Here is a 22938-nt window from a genome sequence, read left to right as displayed (position 1 = left end):
CTTCCCCCATTATTCTACCGTTACGCGATAAACCTCTTCCAATGTGGTTAAACCCTGTGCGGCTTTTTGCAGTCCGTCCTCAAACATCGATACAAAACCTTTTGTGTTTACGTACTTACGATAAGCAGAGTCCTGCATCTTTTGTGTAATCATATTTCGTAGCTCATCATCAATGAGGAGAGTCTCATGAATGGCCATACGTCCGCGATAGCCTGAGTTATTACATACAGAGCAACCTTTCCCCTTTTTCAAATGGCTTGTATCAATTCCTCTTGATTGAAACATCACCGTCTCTTCCATTGTCGGTTCATATGGACTAGCGCAATTTTTGCATATTTTTCGAACCAAACGTTGTGCGACTACTCCCGTAACAGCTGATGACACAAGGAAAGGCTCAATACCCATGTCCATTAGACGGCTCACCGCAGAAACCGAGTCATTCGTATGAAGCGTACTTAATACAAGGTGACCGGTGAGCGCTGATCGTAAAGCAATTTCTGCTGTTTCAGTATCACGAATCTCACCAAGCATGATAATATCTGGATCCTGTCTGAGGATGGAGCGAAGCCCAGCCGCAAACGTCATACCAATATTCGCCTTCACCTGAACCTGATTAATTCCACGAATTTGATATTCAACAGGATCTTCAACCGTGATGATGTTCACTTCATCGGTATTCAGCTTTTGTAACGCGGTATAAAGGGTCGTCGACTTTCCTGACCCAGTAGGACCTGTAACGAGAATAATTCCGTACGCATTGCTAATCATTTTTCGGAAATTGGTTTCGTTTCTCTCTGAAAAACCAAGCTTTTCAATTCCGAGCACCACGTTTCCTGTATCCAACAAACGCATAACAACCTTTTCTCCAAAAACAGTTGGAAGAATGGATACACGAAGGTCAATACTTCTCATATCAATGTCCATTTTAAAACGGCCATCTTGCGGAAGGCGCTTTTCTGCGATGTTCAACTTGGACATAATCTTGATTCTTGAAACAAGAACATTGTTCATGTTTTTAGGAAGGGTCCTCTCTGTTCTCAGAACCCCATCCACACGAAGACGAATAAGCGTTTCGTGTTCATGCGGGTCAATATGAATATCACTCGCTCCGACTTGAAGCGCCTGACTCAAGAGCTGATTCACCATTTTCGCAACTGGCGAATCATCGGACTGCTGTGCCTCTAAAAAGCCCTCATCATCCTCGTTTAACGGCATATCCTCGAGCATTTTATCAATCGATTTTTGCATGCCATAATAACGATTTAAGGCTACTTGAATTTCATGCCTTTTAGCTATCGCAGGCTCAATCCGGAAGCCAGTACTCAAACGAAGGTCATCAATCGCAAAATAATCGAGCGGGTCCACCATCGCGACTAGTAATTTATCATTCGTCTTTTTAAGCGGAAGCAGCTGGTACTTTCTCGCTAATTCTTCATCTATAATATTAATAAGCTTTCGATCAATCTCAAGCTCATACAAATTCACCTTTTTAATGCCGAGCTGGAACTCTAGCACTTGAATAATCGTGTCTTCATCCACAATATTCATCGCAACTAATTGATCACCGAGACGCAAACCAGAACTTTTTTGCTGAAGCAGGGCATCCATTAATTGCTCTTCTGTAATTACATTTGTTTCAATAAGCAGATCGCCTATACGCTTTCGCTTAAGTGCCATTCTGTTGCTCTCCTTTTTGTTGTATTGTTCCTGAGTTATTCAAGTACCTGTTGAAAAGCTTCACAATAAAATACTCGTGCAGAGACAGTTGCATCCATATTACCCTTTTCAGAATTTAAAGAGTATGTGACATTCTGTATATGAAACACTCTCGGCAATTGTTCAAGCTTATCCACGAACTCATTGATGTCTTCATCACTGCCATTCAATGAGATTTGTACATCATTGTAAGAAACCGTAAACTCCTTGACCTCACTTACTCTTTCTTCAAGAAGCTTGTAGATCGATTCAGGAAATAATGTACTCCACTGATCCTGCTCTACCGTTCCATCAGCGGTAGTTGTCACTTCAGCTTGAGTCTCTTCGTCTGACTCCGTTTGGAAAGAAATAGTAGAAACCGATGTTCCTGTTTCTCCTTCAGTTTTTTCAATATCCTTGATGACCTGCTCTATATTCGGACGTCCAGGAATTCCTTGAAATAACTCCTGCTTTTCCGCTTCCGTCATCGTTTGTGGCTCTAATGATTGGAGCACCTTTTCATAGCTGCTAGTGTCAGCTTCAATTTTTTGTAGGTTCGCTTCCTTTTCTGCTTGTTCCGCAGAAAGTGGTCGTAAGATAGCCCAGTAAAAGATTCCACTAAATACAACCAATATCGCAATTGCAATAATTAGTATCTTTTCTTTTAGCAAACTCTCTAATTTCATTGCTGCTCACCTTCTAACGTCACAACAGTCGCCTCAAAATATGCTTCGTATAAATTCTTCTCCGTATTTAAATTAATACTCGTCACCTTTGCCTCTGTGACAAAGTCAGCCTGTAATAGCTGCTGAAGGTAGGTCGCTGCTGAATCCTTTGTTGGGAATAAAACCGTCATAGTCAATGCACCCGTATTTTCAAAGGTATAATTGGAGACGGAACCACCTTCTGGAAGAAGTTTGTATAAATCTTCTTTTATATTGATTGGGTTTTTATAAATAGCATTTAAAAACCCATGAATTCTATTATATTTATCTACAAAATTATATTCTGTCACACCCGATCGACGGGCCGTAATCTCCGCTAATACCGTATCTCTCGCTTCCGTGCTCGTTGCAATTTTCTCGTCGAGCTCGTGGATTGAACTTTTCCCCGTAATAAATAAAATAATGAGTAATGCGGAAATCACAAGAAACAAGGCTGCTGTGCCAAGTAGGTATGGCAATCTATTTAACCTGTTTCTCCTTTCCTGTGGCAATAAATCAATGCTAAAGTTCACTACGATCTCTCCTAACTACCACCATTACTTTTTCCACTTCTTCTTTACAGTTTCATTTCCTTTAAGAGCTAGTCCAATCGCAACACTTGTTGAGTTCAATAGGTCTTTGTTTGGGAAATGGTCCGTAACAATCTTTGAAAAATCAATATCTGCTACATGTACCTCAAGTCTATCAGAAAGAACAGATACAAATTGGCAAGCATTAACCCCGGTAACAATCACTCGTTTAAAATAGCCATTTCCCTTACTTAATGAGAATTGAAAGAAGTTCTGTGCTTTCTCTATTTCAGTAACAACATCGTTAATATAAGTCTCTTCATAGATGGCTGTCTCCTCAGCTGATACAGACGCCTCTATTAAGCTCTCAACAAACCCATCAAAAGGCAACACATCACTGGTTGAAAACAAATCTTCCTGTTCCGACTCGATCGCTCCCACTGTCATCGTTCTTGAAAAGGCTATGGTTCCATTGTCGAAAATATGGATATCTATAGAGTCTCTAGAAAGGTCCACGATCATTTCGGTTCCCTGCAACCACTCTGGGTTTGTATGTGAAACCAATCTCTGCAAAGCTGTGCCGCGAATCTCCGCACTTAACGGCTTCAAACCAGCCTGAATACTCACTTCCAAAAGGTCCTCCGATAACGGCAAAGACGTCGCAAAAAACAGAATATCCGCTTTATCGGTTGCCTTTTCTCTTACCTCAGAAGCAAACTCCACAGCCGTCAAATTTTCGATATCCATCTGCTCGTCGGGCTCTGCCTTGATCGTCCCGATCTTCACAAAATCATAAATAGACTTTTCAAAAGGGAGATGGATACTTTCCCCAACCTGGTATTGAAGAAGCTTCGCAAGCGCTTCTTCCTTTAAATCAGGAAGAGAGGTAATTCTTCTCACAATAATGTTTTGTGTAGGAAAGGCTAGATGAACCTGCTTGTCCACCACTTTCTCCTTCAACAAACTGGCTACACCCTTTATATCGGCAATTCTTGAATTTTCTAATATGGTATTCTTTGTATCTGTCATATCTATATCAAGTAAAACAGGTTTATTGTTTTGGATTTGGACCTTCGCAGTTGTAATATACTGATCGCGAAAGTCTATACCAGAGAATGTATCGTTTTTCTTGAAGTTGAACATGTTGCACCTTCTTTCTGTTGTTGAATTATCGTTTGGTTGAAAAATTGATAGTAGATGAATCTAGACTAGACGTATACTTATCAGAGGAAGCTGTGCCGTTAATAATTGAACATACATTTTTAATATCTGAACACTCAATCCCTTCCCCTTTACCATTTACCTCAAAGTGGGACGTTCCATTATAATTTTCAGCTATTAATCCGCTATTTACTGTCACTACTGAGTTTCCACTATGTGTGATTGACTTTGCGATTAATGCACCTTCAATAGTTAATTGCGTCACTGCATTTCCGCTTCCACCAATCGATATATCTTCCACATAAACAATAGCTCCTTTAGGAATAATTATTGTTTCTCCCCCACCATTTATCGAGATTTGAGAAAACTTTGTGATCCCTTTTGGAAAAGTATATACATCACCCTTTTTAATATCATTCGGTCCAATTGTATCAGTATAGCTACTCCAATTAATCCCTAACTCTGATATAACCTTGTTATAATCGATAGATGCAATGTAAGTCCTAAGACCATCTGCAAATTGATCTTTATCAATAAAATGTCCAGGAGAGACATAACCATAAGCTGTTTTTGTTTTTGTTAATGCATCTGCACTGACATTTACATCAAACTCCATATATCGAGCAATTTTAGACTGATTTGAATTAGAATAGCTTGCTTCAAGGCTTACTTTCACCGTTTGCACATTTGAATTTGGGGTAATGGAACTTATGTTTATTGGATTAGATGTAACTTTTACCTGTACATTTCTTCCACCAATTTGATAAGAATTCGTATTATTTGTCATATCCCTCAAATAGGCAAAAGGACCACTGTTCCCAGTGCTAGCATTTTTATAATTGGTCATTTCAGACAAGACTATTTCAATCGCACCTTCAGCCCGATAAAATTCCTCTTGTTCCTTTTTTGTTTTAACAACATTCTGAAGGCCATACGTAGTGGTTGATAACATGGCTGTTCCCACGATACTAACAAGGATAACAATAAAGAGGACAATCATTAACGCTGCCCCTGATTCGTTTTCTTTTAATCTTTGAATCATATTGATCCCCCCATCGACCACTTAATACCTTACTCGTTTTTGAGCGTCATTAAAGACTTCTGTTGAAACTTTATACTCGTGACCATCTTTTTCTAATATAAGTATCACTTTGTACCGTTTTTTCGTTCCACCTTCTACTAGCTGTTCAGTAACCGTATAGCTCTTAACATTCTTAGATAAAACGGGCCCTGATACAAGCTTTATTTCGCCATTTGAATAAACGATTTTACTACTAATCTCTTGTCCATCTCTTACCGTATTCGAGATCGTTTCCATAATAAAACGGGCCTCACGCTGTAGTTCATTTTCTTTCGCTACCGTTCGTTCCATATTTGTGCCATAGCTAAACAATGAGAAGGCCAGTGCTGAGATACTTACCATAATTAAAATGACAATGAGTAATTCAATTAGGGTTACACCTTTTTCATTTCTCACTGCTTTTTCACCACCGTGACAAGCTCTAGACTAGAGGAGTCATTAGATACTACTTTTGCTGTTATTTCAAAGAACTCAATCGCACTATACATAACCGGTTTCGCTGTGATCGTAACTTTTGCATCATAGTTAGCTATGGTAGTGGTGACACATCCCTGATCTTTTTGACAATAATATTGTGTAGGGGAGTTACCACTTTTGTACCCTTTTTCACGAATAATTTCCATGATCTGTTGACCATAATAGTTCAACTGCGTGTCTTCCCCTTGCTCTACTGTCCTGGTAAAAGAACCCGTCATGATTAGGAGCAACGGAACAATCACCATGCCCGCAATAACGACAGAGATCAATAATTCAATTAATGTGACTCCCTTTTCGTTGTTCATTTTTATCTGCCCCTTATAGGAGTAGTGAGCTGTACCAGGTCCAAATATCCTCTCCGTACAGGTATGCCACTAATGTTCCAATCATAATCGAAGGCCCAAAGGCAATCGGTTCTTTTCGTTTAACAATTTTCAAAGCGATTAATAGTATTCCTACAACTGCTCCAACGAATGAGGCTAAAACCAAGCTCATTACAGTAAGTGCTGGGCCGAGTACCACTCCAATAGCTGCATATAGCTTAATGTCACCGCCACCCATGCCGCCTTTACTGACTACTGCAAGCAACAAGAGCAAACCAAAGCCTATCAAACCGCCTAGTATGTAAGATAAAAATGGATCTTCCCCGATGAAGAAACGGACAATGACAAGAACCACAATACTAGGTAGAGTAATTACGTCTAAGATTAACTTCTCACGAATGTCTGTTAACACAGAAAGAATTAGTAAAGTTGATAATAGGATTGCAGGTACTAGTTCTGACGTAAGGCCTATTTCTTTGTAAACCACAAAAAATATACTTGCAGTCATAGCTTCTCCTAATGGATATAGAGGAGATATTTCTTCTTTACAATAACGACAACGACCTTTTAAGAACAGATAACTAAATAGAGGAAATAAGTCAAAGAAACCTAGCCTGTGGTTACAGGAGGTACAGTGGGATGGAGGATAGGAGATGGATTCTTTTTTTAGTAGGCGGATAGCTACTACGTTGAAGAAGCTACCGAAAAGTAGGGACATTATAATAATAAAAAGATCAAATATAAACATATTTACAGCCCCTTTATTATTGCTAAAGTTAGTAAAAATAAAGCTGCCGTCGTCTTTAAGAGACGCGACAGCCTATATAAAATAATTATTGCGTGCATGCAGCAGTGTTATTAGTTGTTCCGTTCTTAATTTGTACATCTGTCCCAGATAATACAAAAGAACCACTACACCCATTAAAGGTTTTAACCTCAGGTAAAGACTCTAAGTATTTACCGCCTATATTACTAGTTCCTGATTCAGCAACCGTTAAAGTTTCTAGTGAAGTTATGGCAGTCGTATTTAGTGTATTATATCGATTAACAGCATCCTCTAATATAGCAATATTTTGCAAGTTTGTGTTTTTTGCTGCCTTATCTTTGTTGCTTGTTACCATCGGTAAAGCAACAGCAGCAATAATCCCCAAAATAACAATAACAACAAGTAGTTCAATCAGTGTTAAACCCGCTTGGTCTTTCATTTTCTTCTTTAATGATTTTAACATGAAGAAAGGTCCCCCTTTTAATTTTTATGTTTTTTCGAGAGCTTGTTCTTAAATTTGGGAATAAAAAGACCTTTACAGCTCATTCTATAGAATGTAGTTGTAAAGGTCGGTTGCACCAATCGCTCGATATGACTCAGGTGCCCACGTACAAGTCATATTTCTTCGCGCCCTTATCTAATGAAAAAGACTCTGTGATAAACATTACTTATTTACTAGTAGTCTACACTAAAAAAAATGAAAAAAAAAGAGGTTTTATGTAAATTTACTATTAGGAAATGTTGGCTAAACATTATTTAAAAACACCATTTTCTATACTATTTTCCCATACAGAGCAGTATCTTCAATTTCCTCATTTATCATCTTTATTTTTCAGAAATAGCAATTCCAATTAATAACAGGAGCAACCATTAAATAGTTCCTTATACCTATTTGGTATCATAATCTTCCTCAAATAAATTCTTCCATTATTAATAAAACAAAGTAACATTTTTCCCTTTTTACCCATTATAATAGGAAGAAAATATCACTTATTCTATTAAAAAGGGGATCACATATGTCTCAACCATATCAACAAAAACCTATTTGGGCTTGGGTTGTTCTTATTTTGGGTGGCCTTTTTATCGTTTTCTCTTTACCCGGTATACTGTTAACACTTTTTATGCAAATCAGACAACTAGAAATCGTAACTTCTATCTCCATCATTTTCTTTACAATTGGTGTTTGCATGATTGTTGTTTTGCTATGGGGAATGAAGAGAGCTTGGACAGCCATTAAGAAATATAACGAATATAAAGCAAAATACACTGTCATTGAAACAAATCTAGATCCGACTCCTCAAGAGAAAAAACCTATTTGGCCATGGGTAGTCATTGGGATCGGTGCCTTACCGGTACTTGGAATGGGACCAGGTGTCATCATGCTTCCAATCATGCCTTTGTTCTTGGCTGGCATGTCTACCGATTCTGGGACTACTCCCGAATATGTGCCTATGCTTATTCTTCTGATTGGTTATGGGATCATGATTGGATATATCATCTTACTCGTAAAAGCTATCAAGAGACTACGTTCTAAGTAAATAATCTGACAAGTTGCTCCTACCTTTTCCAGGTAAGAGCTTTTTTATTGTTAAAAAATGTTACAACATAACAGACAGAATATTCAAACATACATATAATAAAGAAATATACCCACCTATTATATGAACCTTCTTTATCCCTCCAACCCCAAAAAACTAACCTTTTTACAAAGGTTAGTTTTTTACACAAACATTCACAACATCGGAAAAGGTGATTTTTTTGGAAAAAGTATTTTTTATGAATGAAGCGATTAAGTTAGCTTGTGAGAATGTGTTAAGTAATCATGGTGGTCCTTTTGGGGCAATTGTAATTAAAGACGGGAAAATTATCGGAAAAGGAAAAAATGAGGTCACGAGCAGCAATGACCCTACTGCCCATGCTGAGGTTCAAGCGATTCGTGAGGCATGCTCCTATTTAGGTAGCTTTCAATTAACAGATTGTGAGATTTATACAAGCTGTGAGCCATGTCCGATGTGCATCGGAGCGATTTATTGGGCGAGACCAAAGGCAGTTTATTATGCTTGTACGAAAGAGGAAGCGGCTCAAATTGGCTTTGATGACCACTTTATTTATGAAGAAATTAGCTTGCCAATTGAAAACAGAACGATTATGATGAATCAAATTACGGTTGAGCAGTACAATCTACCGTTTAAAATGTGGGAAGTATCATCTGACAAAACAGAATACTAGTCTCTTATAGACACTCTAGGAGGAGAGTATGGACAAAAACAGACTAAAACAACGTATTGAAGCAGCTTCAGGGAAAATGGAGGCTGACCTTGTCATAAAAAATGGCAAAATTATTGATGTATTTACCGGTGAAATCTATGAAGGTGACGTTGCTATTACAGATGGTGCCTTTGTTGGAGTAGGGAATTATTCTGGTAAAAAGGAATTTGATGCAAGCGGGCGATATGTATGCCCTGCTTTTCTTGATGGTCATGTTCATATTGAATCATCTATGGTGTCTCCAAAGGAATTTGCGAAGGTTGAGCTGCTACGAGGAGTGACCACTATTATTGCCGATCCTCATGAAATCGCCAATGTACTAGGTGTAAAAGGCATAAAGCTTTTACTTGATACTTCAGAAAATCTCCCCTTTAACTTTTACTTTATGCTTCCTTCTTGCGTACCTGCCACTAGCTTTGAGTTAGCGGGTGCCACACTTGAGATTGAGGATCTGTCGCCATTGTTTTCCCATCCAAGAGTGCTCGGTTTAGCAGAGGTTATGAATTTTCCAGCTGTGAAACATGCGGAAGAGTCGATGTTAAATAAGCTATATGAAGCAAAGCGGTTAAACGCAAAAATTGATGGTCATGCCGCTGGTCTAAGTGATATGGACATTAATGTCTTTATGACTTCTGGTGTACGTACCGATCATGAGTGTACTACGGCCGAAGATGCGATGGCTCGTTTGCGCCGCGGGATGTACCTTATGATTCGAGAAGGTACCGTTGCTAGAGATTTAAAGAAGCTGCTTCCTGTCGTTAACGAAAGAAATGCTAGACGCTGTCTATTTGTTACAGACGATAAGCATCTTGATGATATCCTTCATGAAGGAAGCATTGATTACAATGTTCGATTAGCCATTTCAGAAGGACTCGACCCCCTTACGGCGATTCAGTTAGCTACCATTAATACAGCTGAGTGCTTTGGGTTACAGGAAAAAGGAGCAATTGCACCAGGATATGACGCAGACTTTTTACTGCTAGATGATCTGGAATCCGTAAGCATCTCCCATGTATTTAAAGATGGAAATCTTATGGTTGAACATGGGCAATTAATTTATTTCCCAGAAAATGAGCAAGCAGATATCTCCTCTGAATATGTAAACACCGTTTGTTTTCATGATTTTACCGAAGAGGCATTACATCTTCCTATTACTGAAAACAAAGCCAATATTATAGAAATCAATAAAAACAGTCTCGTAACCAATCATCTCATTGAAGAAGTGACCGTAAACGAAACGGGTTGTTTTGAATCTTCGTTTGAAAAAGATCAATGTAAGCTAGTTGTTATTGAAAGGCATCATTATACGAATGAAATTGGCGTAGGAATCGTCAAAGGGTTAGGATTGAAAAATGGAGCGATTGCGTCTACTGTTGCTCATGACTCACATAATTTAGTGGTCGCTGGAACAAGCGACTCTGATATCTTATTTGCTGCTCAAAAAATAAAGGAAATGCAGGGCGGACTTGTCGTTGTGAAAGATGGAGAAGTATTAGCCTCTCTTCACCTCCCCATTGCTGGTCTTCTTTCATTGGGCACATATGAAGACGTGTATGCTGGTTTAAATAAGCTGACCTTTGCATTAGAGGAAATTGGAGTAGGCGAAGGCTTCAACCCGTTCTTAACGGTATCCTTCTTATCTCTACCAGTCATCCCAGAAATTAAGCTAACCGCTCAAGGACTGTATGATGTAAAAAATCAAAAACATATTCCATGTTAAAAAAGGTAGAAGGCAATCCCTTCTACCTTTTACTCGTTCTTATAAACTATCACCCGTTGTTGTGCTTTGGTCGGTCGTGCTTGAATCCGTGCCAGGTGCTGTCCCTCTATCTGGTCGTTCCATGCCTTCAGGCGGTGTTCCTCCATCGCCTCTCATTCCGCCGCCACCACCACGGCCTCCCATTCCACCCATACCGCTTTGGGCTTCTGTCACTCCTGATTCATTCAGCCAGGTTACGACATCGGAAATAGTGAACTCGACCACCTTCGTGCCACCACTATATTCTCCATCCGTGTATAAACCATTCGTTTCTGTACCTGTTGATTTTCCTCCAGAATATAATGTGTAACTAGAGTCCTTTTCTAAATCAGGCGAGCTGATATATACAGAAGAATATTCTTTTTCTGGTGCAAATGTAGCTATTGTATTTCCTTCACTATCTTCTAAGTGTATTAATGTCCCTGCACTTTGAGTTGCTGGGTATGTCATAAGAATGCCATTTTGCTCAGACGTATCAGAGCTTGCTTGGACCATTCCGGAGCTGCCAGCTGCGATTAATAATCCTCCAGAGATTTCGAAGGTCCCATTATAATCTAATGAACCATTCCCAGAGTTGGTTGGGCCACTTACGACCGCCGTTCCTCCAGTCATAACAAAGTTTCCATTCGAGTCAAGTCCATCACCTTGTGAATTAACAGACACATAACCACCACTGATTTGAAGCATCATATCAGAAGATGCACTGCTCTCCATGTCCATTCCTGACCCATCGACTCCACCACCAACATTGAGTCCATCATCACTTGCTGTTACATCGATCGTTCCATCTGCAATCGCAATTACTGAACCCTCAATTCCTTCGTAACTCTTAGCAACAGTAATATTTCCACCTTTTGTTAAGACAGATGCGTCTGCGTGAATACCATCATCTCCCGTTGCAATCGTTAATTCCCCACTTTCAATAAGGACGTTACCATTACTATGAACGGCGTCGTCAAGAGAATCAATGTCAAATGTTCCACCAGCGATGGCCAGTTCAGCTGTTGCCTTTAACCCTTTTGAGCTGCTTGTTTCTGTCGTTGTTGTTGTAGTAGTTGATTCACTTTGGCCTCTTCCACCCATCGCATTTTCATTTGCCGCTACCGTCTCAGGGCTTCCTCCACCAGTTGTAATGGTATAGTCTCCACCTAATGTATACAGAGAGGTTTGGGCTTGAATTCCGTCATTTTCTGCTGTAATCGAATATGATCCAGCTTCAATGACTAGATTTCCTTTTTCAACATCCTCATCATTGGTCGTTTTCATGCCGTCACCACCTGCTGTGATCGTATACGTTCCGTCCTTAATAGCCAGCAGGTCTCTTCCAACAATCGCATCATCCTTAGCGGTAATTTCAATATTTCCACCCGTGATTTTCAGATCATCTTTTCCTGTAATTCCGTTGTTAAAATTCGCTTCAACCACAAGTTTTCCTTCCCCATTAATCGTTAAATTGCCTTTACTAAAAATGGCTGAGTTTGGTTCTTCTGCTTCTGCATCATCGTACACATATTGTGTTCCATCTGTTACTGTATTTTCCGTTCCTTCAGGCATAGAGATAACTGTCTTCTCTGCATTCTTCACATATATAGGGGCTGAAGAGCTGCTAGTAATATCTACTCCATTTAATACGATTCGAACGGTATTGTTATCTTCTGCATCTACAACAATTTGACCATCGTCTAATGTTCCACTAAGAACATATACGCCCCCTGTTTTAATCGTAACGGTACTTCCTGAAACAACTACACCACCTGATCCTTCATAGGTTGCTGTTGATCCATTCAACTGGATACTTGTTACCTCTTCATTTTCCCAGTCTGTATAAAGATCATCATCACTATAGCTTACAAGTCCGCTTACAACGGATTTTATGTCACTATCTCCTAGTGTACTTAAGCTCTCTATATTAACCTCTGTGGCTGTACTTGTGCTTGTACTTGTACTTGATTCCTCTTCTGTATTGCTGCAAGCAAATAATAATGTGGTGCACAATAAAGGTGCAATTAACTTCGTAAATTTATATTTTCGTTTCATCAACTTGGCTCCTTTTCTATTTGATAAGCCTATTATGTTTGCCCAACCTTAACAAAACCTTAAAAAAATTTATATTCAATAAATAATTTGCATTTCTCGAATTAGCCCCTATAATCGAACTTAATTCATTCAAGCAAAAACAGTTCCTACAAGGAGGCGAAGAAAATTGAATCTATTAATTATAGAAGATGATAAAGTCCTATCGGAATCGATCAAAGAAACGACAAATGATTTGTTTCAAGTTGAACAAGCATTTGATGGAGAAGAAGGATTGTATTTAGCAGAACAAAATATTTTTGATGTGATCATTTTAGACATTATGATGCCTCATATGAATGGTTACGAGGTACTAGAGGAACTCCGAAAGAAGAATATTACAACGCCTGTTATTATCCTGACAGCAAAAGACGGCATAGATGATAAGATTAAAGGATTTAAGGTGGGTGCAGACGATTATTTAGTCAAACCCTTCCATCGCGAGGAGCTTCTATTACGTTTAGAAGCTATGGTTCGACGGTCTGTGGGTTCATTTAAAGAAAATATCCTTTCCTTTAAGGACTTACATTTACACTTGAAAAATAAAACAGCGTCGATTGGTGAGGAAGTGATTAAACTAAATGGCAAGCAGTTTGATTTACTCGAGTACTTAATCAACAATAAAAATACGATCCTAACCAAAGAACAAATTTTTGATCGAATTTGGGGATTTGAGTCTGATACATCAACGACAGTGGTGGAAGTCTACGCAAGTAACTTACGCAAAAACTTAAAAAAATACGATTATGACCAATATATCAAAACCTTTCGAGGGTTAGGCTATATGCTTTCAGATGGTGAAGGAAATGTTTAAGGAGAAAATCTTTCGTAGCCAACAGCTCAAATTCATGATTTTTAACCTTATTGCCTTTACAATTATTTTCACGATTTTTGGGATTGTCATTTTCAGCCAAGTTCAAGGAACGCTATTTAAAAAAACGGACGAAGAGCTTTTCATGGTGAAAGAAAAAAATATAGGTGAGTTCTCTGATATGACCAATGGAGACCGGCCATTAGATGATACCGATCGTACTCCTCCAATGAAGGACCAAAGGGCAATCAAAAATCCACGAATTATTGTCTTAAACTGGAGTAAAGAGGGCGAAATGATAGAGGAAGATCTATTTGGATCATTATTTTACGAAAGTTATTTACAAGACTTTACTTTAGACAAAAACAATCTTGATACGGTGACCAATACTACTATAGACGATCACCACTATCGATATTTGCTATTTGAAGATACGAACCAAGATGATGATGTGGCATATGTACAATTAATAATTAATACCGACGCAGAAGAAACGATCATAAATAACTTCCAAAAGTTAATCATTATTTTTTCAATCGTTTTTATCGTTCTATCTATTTCAGCGAGTTATATTTTATCAAAAAAGATGATGCATCCTATTATTCAATCGTGGAAAAAGCAAGCCGAGTTTGTCGAAAATGCATCACATGAGTTACGGACTCCTTTGACGATTATCCAAAATAAACTGGAGCTATTATTAACCTCTCCTCAGGAAAAAATAGCAAACAAGTTTGAAAATATTGCGCTAAGCTTATCCGAAACTAGAAGACTATCGAAGCTAACTTCTGATTTACTAACACTGGCTCGTGCTGATTCTGCTGAGACACAGCTCGTAAAGCAAACCGTTCATGTGGATACCTTCGTGAAAAACGTATGTGCCCCTTATGTGGAAATTGCAGAGTCACAGGATAAGCATCTGTGGCTTCAGTTAAATTGCGACATGAAAATGGAAGCAGACGAAGTACGCCTTCATCAACTACTCGTTATATTGCTTGATAACGCATTAAAATACACTGGTGAAAATGATAGTATCGGTGTGAAAACGTATGATGAAGACAACAGAATTGTCTTTGAGGTAAGTGATACGGGAATCGGGATCAAGGAAGAAAATATGAAATATATATTTGACCGTTTCTATCGCGAAGATAAAGCCCGTTCGAGAGAAACAGGTGGAGTCGGTCTTGGGTTATCTATTGCTCACTGGATTGTAAAGCAGCATGATGGAACCATTAAGGCTAGCCAGAATAAAAACAAAGGTACTACCTTTAAAGTCAAACTACCAAGATAGAAGATCACAAATGTGGTCTTCTTTTTTATACAAAAATTAAGGCATGGATTTTATTAACCCATACCTTAATTAGAAGTATTGAATGTTTATCATTAGCTAGATACCTTTTCTAACTTAATTGTTTCGTACAACTCAACAAATTCTGTTGCTAAATCCTTCATGGTGATTGAGTTCATCAAATGGTCTTGCGCATGAACCATCAATAGAGAGATTTCTACTTTTTCTCCTCTAATCTCACTTTGTATCAAGGAGGTTTGAACATGGTGTGCTTCGTTCAGTGCATCTGCCGCTTCTTGCAGCTTGGCTCTTGCTTCGGTGAATTCCCCACGCTTTGCAGCCGCGATCGCTTCCATTGAACAGCTCTTTCCATTTCCACCATGTAAAATAATTTGAAATATCGTTTCTTCCATAGATGCCATTGTAAAACCCTCCGTAAGAAATTAGTCTCACATGTACTCATGTGAGACTAATTGTTTTGATGTCTTGATGTTATTAGCTCACTTTTGATGAATTATTTACTCCGCCTTCTTCTTGTTGCTTCATTCTATCCCACATTCTGAAGAACGGGAAGTAGATAGCTAGAGCAATAACGACGTTGACAGCCTGCATAACCGCACCTGAAATTTTCCCACCAGTTGCTAGGTATCCACCGATAATTGGTGGTGTTGTCCATGGAATCGCGATTCCAGCTGGCTTTGCCACTAAACCTAACTTCATTGAGTAGTACGTTACAATGATTAGAACGATTGGTGTTAAGAAGAATGGTACGATTAGTAATGGGTTCATTACGATTGGTGTACCGAAAATAATAGGTTCGTTGATCATGAATGTTCCAGGACCAGCGGATAATTTACCTAATGCCTTCATCTGTTGGCTCTTTGCCCAGAAAAGCATTAACATCGCTAGACCAAATGTGGCACCCGTACCACCGATATTGACAAATACTTCAAAGAATTGAGATGTAAAGATATTTGGTAATTCTTCACCCGCACGGAATGCGATTTGGTTTTCTTCTGTTGCCATTAACCAAACAGGGCTTAGTACACCCGCAACGATGTTTGTTCCGTGTAGACCTGCTGACCAAAGCATCATAATAAGCATGTAAGCTACAATGGAACCGATTAAGCTTCCACCTAATAAACCAAGTGGCTTACCAAGAACTAGTTGAACCACGTCATGAATGCTGCTGATTCCAAAGTATTCAATCACTAAGCGAATGAAGAAGATAATACTGATAACAATAAAACCAGGAACAAGTGCAACAAACGATTTACTTACTGCCGGTGGAACGCTATCTGGCATTTTAATAACGATATTTTTCTTCAAAATGAAGTTGTATACTTCTGTTGAAAATAAACCGATTAAGATGGCTACGAAAAGTCCTTTACTTCCCATAAAGGCAACGGGAATCGCTCCTCCAACTGCAATGGCTTCTGCTGCTCCATCTGGAGTAAAAGGAACATTGAATGGTGTTGCTAGTAAGAACGCACACAGTGAGATAACCCCAGCTGTAATGGCGTCGATCCCATACCGCTCAGCTAAACGATAAGCAATACCGAATGCTGCGATTAGACCCATCATGTTAAACGTTGCATCTGTTGGATACATTAGTTTTGCTAACCATTGATCTCCGAACACGCTTGCCATGAAATCAGCATAGCCCGGAATCGGTAGGAAGCCTAAGATTAGGAATACTGATCCGATAATAATCATTGGCATGGCTAGGATGATTCCATCTTTTAATGCACCTAAGTGTCTTTGTGCTGCTAACTTACCAGCAAAAGGCATAAACTTTGATTCTAGGAAATTTAAAAACTTATTCATCACGTTTCATTCCCTTCTCTAAATAGAGATAATTTGTTAGTTTTTCAGTGCGACTGCTGTTTTTAATACTTCTGCACCATTACACATTCCGTAGTGGATTGGGTTAATAGAGTCAACTGGGATATTCTTTTCTTTTCCTAGTTGTTGCATTTGTGGCAATAGGTAACGTACTTGTGGTCCAAGAAGAAGGACATCCGCTTGATCAATATTTGCTTTTACTTGATCCGCACTTACTGCCCAGATTTTTGACTCAAGACCTTGTTCTTTTGCAGCCGCTTCCATTTTTGTTACTAGTAAACTTGTAGACATACCTGCTGCACAGCATAATAAGATGTTCATTATAAATTCCTCCTAAAGTGTTTTAATTGCTTATTAGTTAATAAATCAGAGATAAGTTCTTTTGATTAAGAAGATGTGTTGTCATCTCCTTGTTGATTTCATATTACAATGAAAGCGATTTCATTAATATCTATCTTTTTTCCGTTTCTCAACGGAAAAAATTATTACTACTATTTTACTAGCTTTCCTCTGTACAAAAAATTATATTGTAAATTTCTTTTAAGGTTTGTTTAAGGTTGCTCACCGATAATGTGAATCAAGGAGCTAACATAAAGGAGTTGAAACATGGTGAAGGCAATGACCTTAAATGGTGTTCAAGGGAGATATGAACTAAAGCACGAAATCACAAAAATGGATTGCTACTTATTAAGAAGCAAGCTACAACATGTGATGACGGCTGACCCAAACGCGAATAATGATGGGAAATACTTAATCCGAAGTGTATACTTCGATAATTTTGATAATAAAGTTCTTCAACAAAAGAAGGAAGGTTTTTTCGAACGAGACAAGTTCCGTGTCAGGCTGTATGACCATAACACGAGTTACATTAATCTCGAAAAAAAGAGCAAACGAAACAATATGACATATAAACAAAAATGTCGTATGACCATTGATGAATATGAAAAGGTAAGAATCGGAGACATCGCTTGGATGGAAAATGATTCACGACCATTGATGAGAGATTTGTACATGCAAATGAATCTCCTGCAAATCAAACCCGTGACCATCGTGGATTATGAGAGAGAGGTTTTTATTTACGAGTATGGAAATGTCCGAGTCACATTCGATAGCTCCGTTAAGACAAGCTTCCGAAACAATGATCTTTTAAATCCGGATGTACCAATGGTGGAAACAACCCCTGGTATTGTCATTTTAGAAGTAAAATACGATGAGTTTTTACCTGATGTCATCAAGCAGTTAGTTCAGCTTCATGACAGACGAAGAGGCACTTATTCAAAATACCAAATAAGCCGTATGTTCGGTTAACAATATTGGAGGAATAGAAAATGGATACAATTAATTTTCAGGATATTTTCAAGTCTAAATTTTTAGAGCAAACAAACAGCTTTTCAATCGTCGATTCCTTAATTGGATTATTTGCATCATTAGTGATTGGTCTTTTTATCTATTGGGTATATAAAAAGACGTTCACAGGTGTGATCTATTCACACACCTTTAATATCTCACTTATTGTTATGTCAATGGCCACATCCCTAGTGATTATCGGTATCTCATCTAATGTATTATTATCACTTGGTATGGTTGGTGCATTATCGATTGTTCGTTTCCGTACACCGATTAAAGATCCAATTGACATCGTCTACTTGTTCTGGGCAATCATTGTAGGTATTCTTAGCGGAGCTGGCTTTGTGCCACTTGCTGTTCTTGGTTCACTACTCATTGCAGCCATTCTAATCTTCTTTGGAAATCGTATTAAAGTGGAAAATCCATATCTATTAGTCGTACGATACAATGGCCACTCGATTGAAAAGTCATTAGAGCATGTGGTAACTGAGAACTCAAAAAAGCATACGATTAAATCAAAATCAGTATTGCCTGGTAATGAGTATGAAGTCACTTATGAAATCCGCGTAAGGGACAATGACATGAGCTTTATCAACAATATTTCCGAAATGGATGGAGTAAGATCCGCCATTATGCTAAGTTATGATGGGAATTTTACAGCGTAACTGAAATGCGGAAGCGCCTTGTCCAGCTCCGAAAGGCAAAAGGCGGAGACCGTAAGAGGTCCTGACCTCTGTAGGGCTTTGACTTATGACCTAGGAATAATGGCTTTAGATTATTCCATCGAGGAGCTAGGCGCTGCAGCTGGACAACACCTTAATAAAATAACAATATCTCTTAACTTTGAAAAAAGGAGATTGCCCTTCCCCCCTGGCAATCTCCTTTTATATGTTTTAGCGATTGTAATCCATTACATATAAGTATGGAATCCGAATATCACCTGCAGCTGAGCTTACGTTCAAGTAGCTGCTAACGAAATTTGGTGTACCTGCTTGTCCCCCTGTATGAGTACCACGGTTCACCACTTCTACCGTAATCTCCTTACTTCCTTTAGCAGGAATCGTTACTTCCATATCACTCACTTTTACATTTTCATCATCTCTAATGGTATAAGCTAACTCCTCATTAGTTGGGTTCGTTAACGTAACATTCATCTTATACGTCTGGTTTCCAACCGGGCGAACTAATCCAAAGCTTAAGGATGATGGAAAGGCAAGCGCTGATGGACTCATTGCTTTGCTAAGGTCAATAAGACCTGCTCCCACTTTTAATGGATCAGAAACATCTGTATCAGGTAAAACACTTCCTTCTACATCGTTTGCTGTTCCCATTAAGGCCGCTTTCACTTCAGCTGGCCCCCAGCCTAAATCATTTTGCTTGCTATACGCTAATAATACGGCGGCAGAACCTGCTACATGTGGAGATGCCATTGATGTACCTTGGTAAAGCTCATAACCTCCACCCACGACGGATGAGTAAATATTTACCCCTGGAGCTGCCACATCAGGCTTAAGTGTGTAATTTGGCGTTGGTCCCCACGAGCTAAAGTTTGCTAACAGATTGGGAATTGTGCTCACCTTTTGTAAGTCACTATTGATGGTAACGGTACGATCTCCCGTCCAGCTTACAAGCGCCATTCCTGCTTCGTTTCCAATCATAACGGCTGGAACTAGTGCCCCATCAGAAGACATTGGCGTTGGTTCTGCAATTCCATCAAGCTGATAGATGATCACCCCTACTGCACCTGCTGCAGCCGCGTTATTAATTTTTTCAGCAAATGTACAAGAGCCGCGTTGAATCACCGCAATTTTTCCTTCTAATGGCTTTCCAGATATAGCGGTACATGCCAATTTATCGCCACCAGCCACATCAGCCCATACCGCATACTCTCCTGTTAAAGGTTCTTTTACCTCTCCACCCTGTGTACCTGTTGTCGCAATGGTTGGTTCTGCAAATGCTTCTGACTCCAATGTCATCGCAAAGGTTCGACTATTTGTTGTTGCTGCTACCGTGATTACGTTCTCCGCTGTTCCAGGAGATCCAACCGTATAGTTCCCTGGTCCTTCGTTTCCAGCTGAGATGGCCACTACTACTCCAGCATCTACCGCAGAATTCACGGTCATATCAAGCAGGTCTGCCCCTTTATGTGGTGTTCCCCCTAAACTTAAGTTAAGAACGTCCATACCATCCTCAACCGCTTCTTCAACGGCTTTAGCAATAAATAAGCTTTTTGCATTTGCGATATCTCCCGGGAAAACATTATAGTTCCCTAGGTACGCTCCAGGTGCTACTCCACTCAAGGTCTTATCATCTATTTCCGTTTCTGTACCTGCCTTTCCTGCAACCGTTCCTGCTACATGCGTACCATGGCTATCGACTGCTTCTGCGCTTAGCTTTGGATTCTGGCTATATACCTTAGCTACAATGACTTTAGGAGTAGTTAAACTTGTATCCCCTTTAGGAAATTCTTCTGGATATGTCATTCCCTCATTTGGCTCAAGGAATTCATGTGTTTGATCAATTCCTGAATCAATAATACCGACTTTCATTCCTTCCCCTGCATTTGCTTGTCCACCAACAGACTCCCAAATCGCTTCTGCATCAATTAAAGCCGTGCTTTCACTCATCGCTTTTTGATAGGTTGCACTATACCCACTCTTTACGGCTCCTGGACCACGGCTAACTTCCTTTAGGGAAGCTCCGTTTAACTTTAAGCCAATTCCATTGAACGTAACATCATACTCTGTTACCACTTCTACTTGAGGAAATTGTTTAGCTAACCATTTTATATAATTTGTGCGCTGGGCTTCCAAACGACTTCCATATTTCTTTGCCGCTCGTGACTGCAAATCTACTTTTTTCCCTTGTGATGGTTTTGTCTTCTCATATCCCGCAATCGTTCCCTCATAGGAAGCAATTGGGACGTCTCCAAACTGTATAAAAGCATATTCACTGTCTACGGTAACAGAAGATTGTCCATCATCATTTTTTACTATCGCTTGAATCGGTACAGCTGCTGTAAAAATTAATAGAGAAATTAAGAGAACTCCAAAAATACTTTTCATGCTCCTTGCTATCTTCAACAAGTATTCCTCCCTTAAAGCTTTTTTTCTATGTAATTTTCTAGTAAATCTACTAGAAATTACGCGTACTAGTTTAATTTCTAGGTATGAGAAATTTCTCCTTTGACTAGTTTTGTTCTATTATGAAAATGATTTTGCCGAATGAACACTATTTCTGTAGTAAAAATGGGAATTCATGTATTTATTGATATATATGCTCGAACATTATAGAATACAAGAAAAGAAAATTAGTAGGAGGATCAACATGATACAACGTACTGTATTACTAAAATTCGCTGAAACAACAACACAGGAGCAAATGGAAGAGGTAATCAAACGCTTTAAAGCACTGAAAAAAACAATTACTGGAGTGGTTGAAATTCAAGCTGCCTTTAATCTTTCTGAAAAAAGTAAGGAATATCAGGTGATTCTTATGGTTCGCTTCGAAAATGTGGCTGCCGTTGAAGCCTATACAATAAATGAACAACACCAAGAAGTTGCTGCCTTCATCCGCGAGGTTGGAAGACTTGATAGCATCGGTGTAGATATTGAGATTTAAGAGTTTATGCCCCACAATAAGAATTGTGGGGCTGTTTTTTAAATGAGTAGAAATGAGGTGTTTTTATGAAAATTGGAATCATTGGATTAGGAGATATTGCAAAGAAAGCATATTTACCCGTACTTTCTGAAAAAGAAGGAATTGAGCTTGTCCTTTGTACAAGAAATATTGAAACGCTTGCTCAATTGTCTAAAAAATACCGAATTCAAGAAACCGCTGAGAATATCGATGTGTTACTTTCAAGAAAAATTGATGCAGCCATCGTAAGCACAGCGACAGAAGGTCATTTTGAAATAGCAGAAATGTTGCTTGAAAATGGGATTCATACATATATCGATAAGCCCATATCCATGAAATTTCATGAAGCTGACAGAATTGTTAAGCTAGCTAAAGACAAAGGGAAAATTGCCATGGTAGGTTTCAACAGACGATTTATCCCTCGTGTAAGAGAGCTAAAAGAACACGGGAAACCAAGCCTTATTATTATGCAAAAGAATCGCTTTGCAGCACCAGATTATGTACGTAGATTTGTGGTAGAAGATTTTATCCATGTTGTAGATACGCTACGTTTCCTCATGGCTACTGAAGTCAAAGAGGTAAAGGTTGATTATGTAAAAAACAAAGAAAAACTGGATCAACTTGTTATCCAGCTAATTGGTGATGGTTGTATAGCTATCGGAATCATGAATCGGAATGGTGGTGTTACTGAAGAAATCATTGAATATATGTCTGGGCATCAGAAATTTGTCGTGAACAGCCTATTAGAAACAACGAGATATCATGATAAAGAAATTAGCATAACAAAATTCGGTGACTGGGAGCCGACGCTATATAAGCGTGGTTTTTACCAGCTAATGGACCATTTCATCGAATGTGTTCAAACAAATTCGACACCAGACCCATCCATTGATGACTCTCTCACCACCCACGAAATTTGTGAGAAAATCGTCAAACATATCGATCCTGAAGCGTAACATAAACAAAGCAAGAGAACCATTCATACTGGCCTCTTGCCAGCAAAAGTAAAATAAGAGGAGATTTTCCGGTTAAATGCAGAATGGAGCCTCGTTTGGGGGTAAATAAGGGGAGGTTTTCCGCTTATGCAAAGAAAAATTGCTCCTTTTTGACTTTTTCGAGCCAATAGGCGGAATCTCTCCTTCTATTTACGCTTTTTTTAATAATAATTAATAAT

At 38.9% G+C, this 22938-nt stretch carries 23 protein-coding genes and 1 riboswitch; of the genes, 9 read left to right on the top strand and 14 right to left on the bottom strand.

All coding sequences use genetic code 11. The annotated features are described in order from the left end of the window. Window positions 1-9: 9 nt before the first annotated feature. The 9 genes from ACQ5H4_RS07815 to ACQ5H4_RS07775 form a co-directional block, all read right to left on the bottom strand. On the bottom strand, window positions 10-1677 hold the full coding sequence (locus ACQ5H4_RS07815; RefSeq protein ID WP_430774400.1) for a GspE/PulE family protein: 1668 nt from the start codon (window positions 1675-1677) through the stop codon (window positions 10-12). A 35-nt stretch (window positions 1678-1712) separates the two neighbouring features. Next, window positions 1713-2381 carry a hypothetical protein gene (locus ACQ5H4_RS07810; RefSeq protein WP_430774399.1) on the bottom strand — a complete coding sequence of 223 codons (669 nt, stop codon included), beginning with the start codon at window positions 2379-2381 and terminating at the stop codon, window positions 1713-1715. Continuing rightward, window positions 2378-2932: a hypothetical protein gene (locus ACQ5H4_RS07805; RefSeq protein ID WP_430774398.1), complete on the bottom strand. Its 555-nt coding sequence runs from the start codon at window positions 2930-2932 to the stop codon at window positions 2378-2380. Before ACQ5H4_RS07805 ends, ACQ5H4_RS07810 begins: the two co-directional genes overlap by 4 nt. 24 nt (window positions 2933-2956) lie before the next feature. Next, window positions 2957-4072: a type IV pilus biogenesis protein PilM gene (gene pilM, locus ACQ5H4_RS07800; RefSeq protein WP_430774397.1), complete on the bottom strand. Its 1116-nt coding sequence runs from the start codon at window positions 4070-4072 to the stop codon at window positions 2957-2959. Between the two features lie 25 nt (window positions 4073-4097). Next, complete coding sequence (locus ACQ5H4_RS07795) at window positions 4098-5132, bottom strand: hypothetical protein (protein ID WP_430774396.1); 1035 nt, start codon at window positions 5130-5132, stop codon at window positions 4098-4100. A 21-nt stretch (window positions 5133-5153) separates the two neighbouring features. Further along, complete coding sequence (locus ACQ5H4_RS07790) at window positions 5154-5567, bottom strand: prepilin-type N-terminal cleavage/methylation domain-containing protein (protein ID WP_430774395.1); 414 nt, start codon at window positions 5565-5567, stop codon at window positions 5154-5156. Then, complete coding sequence (locus tag ACQ5H4_RS07785; RefSeq protein WP_430774394.1) at window positions 5564-5953, bottom strand: type IV pilus modification PilV family protein; 390 nt, start codon at window positions 5951-5953, stop codon at window positions 5564-5566. The genes ACQ5H4_RS07790 and ACQ5H4_RS07785 overlap by 4 nt, the downstream gene beginning before the upstream one ends. Window positions 5954-5966: 13 nt before the next feature. After that, the gene (locus ACQ5H4_RS07780) at window positions 5967-6689 is read right to left on the bottom strand and encodes a prepilin peptidase (protein WP_430774650.1); all 723 of its coding nucleotides are present in this window, start codon (window positions 6687-6689) and stop codon (window positions 5967-5969) included. A gap of 115 nt (window positions 6690-6804) precedes the next feature. After that, entirely contained in the window at window positions 6805-7200 is a 396-nt protein-coding gene (locus ACQ5H4_RS07775) for a type II secretion system protein (RefSeq protein WP_430774393.1), read from the bottom strand. 95 nt (window positions 7201-7295) lie between these two features. Further along, a riboswitch (cyclic di-GMP riboswitch) is annotated at window positions 7296-7379 on the bottom strand. 374 nt (window positions 7380-7753) lie between these two features. On the opposite strand from ACQ5H4_RS07775, the gene ACQ5H4_RS07770 reads away from it, so the two are divergent. From ACQ5H4_RS07770 to ade, 3 genes are all read left to right on the top strand, one after another. After that, the gene (locus ACQ5H4_RS07770) at window positions 7754-8275 is read left to right on the top strand and encodes a hypothetical protein (RefSeq protein WP_430774391.1); all 522 of its coding nucleotides are present in this window, start codon (window positions 7754-7756) and stop codon (window positions 8273-8275) included. A gap of 220 nt (window positions 8276-8495) precedes the next feature. Next, entirely contained in the window at window positions 8496-8966 is a 471-nt protein-coding gene (locus ACQ5H4_RS07765) for a nucleoside deaminase (protein WP_430774390.1), read from the top strand. A 28-nt stretch (window positions 8967-8994) separates the two neighbouring features. Then, a complete protein-coding gene (gene ade / locus ACQ5H4_RS07760) occupies window positions 8995-10725 on the top strand; it encodes an adenine deaminase (protein WP_430774389.1) in 1731 nt (576 codons plus the stop codon). A gap of 39 nt (window positions 10726-10764) precedes the next feature. Here the strand turns inward: ade and ACQ5H4_RS07755 are convergent, their stop codons facing one another. After that, window positions 10765-12801, bottom strand: coding sequence for a carbohydrate-binding domain-containing protein (locus ACQ5H4_RS07755; RefSeq protein WP_430774388.1), 2037 nt, complete (start codon window positions 12799-12801; stop codon window positions 10765-10767). 166 nt (window positions 12802-12967) lie between these two features. Here ACQ5H4_RS07755 and ACQ5H4_RS07750 point away from each other — a divergent pair, with 166 nt between their 5' ends. After that, on the top strand, window positions 12968-13651 hold the full coding sequence (locus tag ACQ5H4_RS07750; RefSeq protein ID WP_430774387.1) for a response regulator transcription factor: 684 nt from the start codon (window positions 12968-12970) through the stop codon (window positions 13649-13651). After that, window positions 13644-14936, top strand: a complete 1293-nt coding sequence (locus ACQ5H4_RS07745; RefSeq protein ID WP_430774386.1) for a sensor histidine kinase — start codon at window positions 13644-13646, stop codon at window positions 14934-14936. The genes ACQ5H4_RS07750 and ACQ5H4_RS07745 overlap by 8 nt, the downstream gene beginning before the upstream one ends. Before the next feature lie 92 nt (window positions 14937-15028). Here the strand turns inward: ACQ5H4_RS07745 and ACQ5H4_RS07740 are convergent, their stop codons facing one another. From ACQ5H4_RS07740 to ACQ5H4_RS07730, 3 genes are all read right to left on the bottom strand, one after another. After that, window positions 15029-15355: a PTS lactose/cellobiose transporter subunit IIA gene (locus ACQ5H4_RS07740; RefSeq protein ID WP_430774385.1), complete on the bottom strand. Its 327-nt coding sequence runs from the start codon at window positions 15353-15355 to the stop codon at window positions 15029-15031. Window positions 15356-15428: 73 nt separating this feature from the next. Beyond that, entirely contained in the window at window positions 15429-16760 is a 1332-nt protein-coding gene (gene celB, locus ACQ5H4_RS07735; RefSeq protein ID WP_430774384.1) for a PTS cellobiose transporter subunit IIC, read from the bottom strand. A 36-nt stretch (window positions 16761-16796) separates the two neighbouring features. Further along, entirely contained in the window at window positions 16797-17099 is a 303-nt protein-coding gene (locus ACQ5H4_RS07730) for a PTS sugar transporter subunit IIB (RefSeq protein ID WP_160548206.1), read from the bottom strand. A gap of 288 nt (window positions 17100-17387) precedes the next feature. On the opposite strand from ACQ5H4_RS07730, the gene ACQ5H4_RS07725 reads away from it, so the two are divergent. Then, window positions 17388-18086 (top strand): polyphosphate polymerase domain-containing protein, encoded by a 699-nt coding sequence (locus ACQ5H4_RS07725; protein ID WP_391557107.1) that lies wholly within the window; start codon window positions 17388-17390, stop codon window positions 18084-18086. 20 nt (window positions 18087-18106) lie between these two features. Then, on the top strand, window positions 18107-18790 hold the full coding sequence (locus tag ACQ5H4_RS07720; protein ID WP_430774383.1) for a DUF4956 domain-containing protein: 684 nt from the start codon (window positions 18107-18109) through the stop codon (window positions 18788-18790). A 228-nt stretch (window positions 18791-19018) separates the two neighbouring features. Here ACQ5H4_RS07720 and ACQ5H4_RS07715 read toward each other — a convergent pair whose 3' ends face one another. Beyond that, entirely contained in the window at window positions 19019-21208 is a 2190-nt protein-coding gene (locus ACQ5H4_RS07715; RefSeq protein ID WP_430774382.1) for a S8 family serine peptidase, read from the bottom strand. Window positions 21209-21452: 244 nt separating this feature from the next. Here ACQ5H4_RS07715 and ACQ5H4_RS07710 point away from each other — a divergent pair, with 244 nt between their 5' ends. Both ACQ5H4_RS07710 and ACQ5H4_RS07705 read left to right on the top strand, forming a co-directional pair. Beyond that, window positions 21453-21746 (top strand): Dabb family protein, encoded by a 294-nt coding sequence (locus tag ACQ5H4_RS07710; protein ID WP_430774381.1) that lies wholly within the window; start codon window positions 21453-21455, stop codon window positions 21744-21746. 65 nt (window positions 21747-21811) lie between these two features. Continuing rightward, window positions 21812-22720 carry a Gfo/Idh/MocA family protein gene (locus tag ACQ5H4_RS07705; protein WP_430774380.1) on the top strand — a complete coding sequence of 303 codons (909 nt, stop codon included), beginning with the start codon at window positions 21812-21814 and terminating at the stop codon, window positions 22718-22720. The last annotated feature ends 218 nt before the right edge of the window (window positions 22721-22938 follow it).

This window comes from Bacillus coreaensis (genome assembly GCF_050586445.1).
In the GTDB taxonomy this organism is placed as follows: domain Bacteria; phylum Bacillota; class Bacilli; order Bacillales; family Cytobacillaceae; genus Robertmurraya_A; species Robertmurraya_A coreaensis.
The sequence above is the reverse complement of the archived record's forward strand: the minus strand, read 5'-3'. Positions and strand labels throughout refer to the sequence as shown.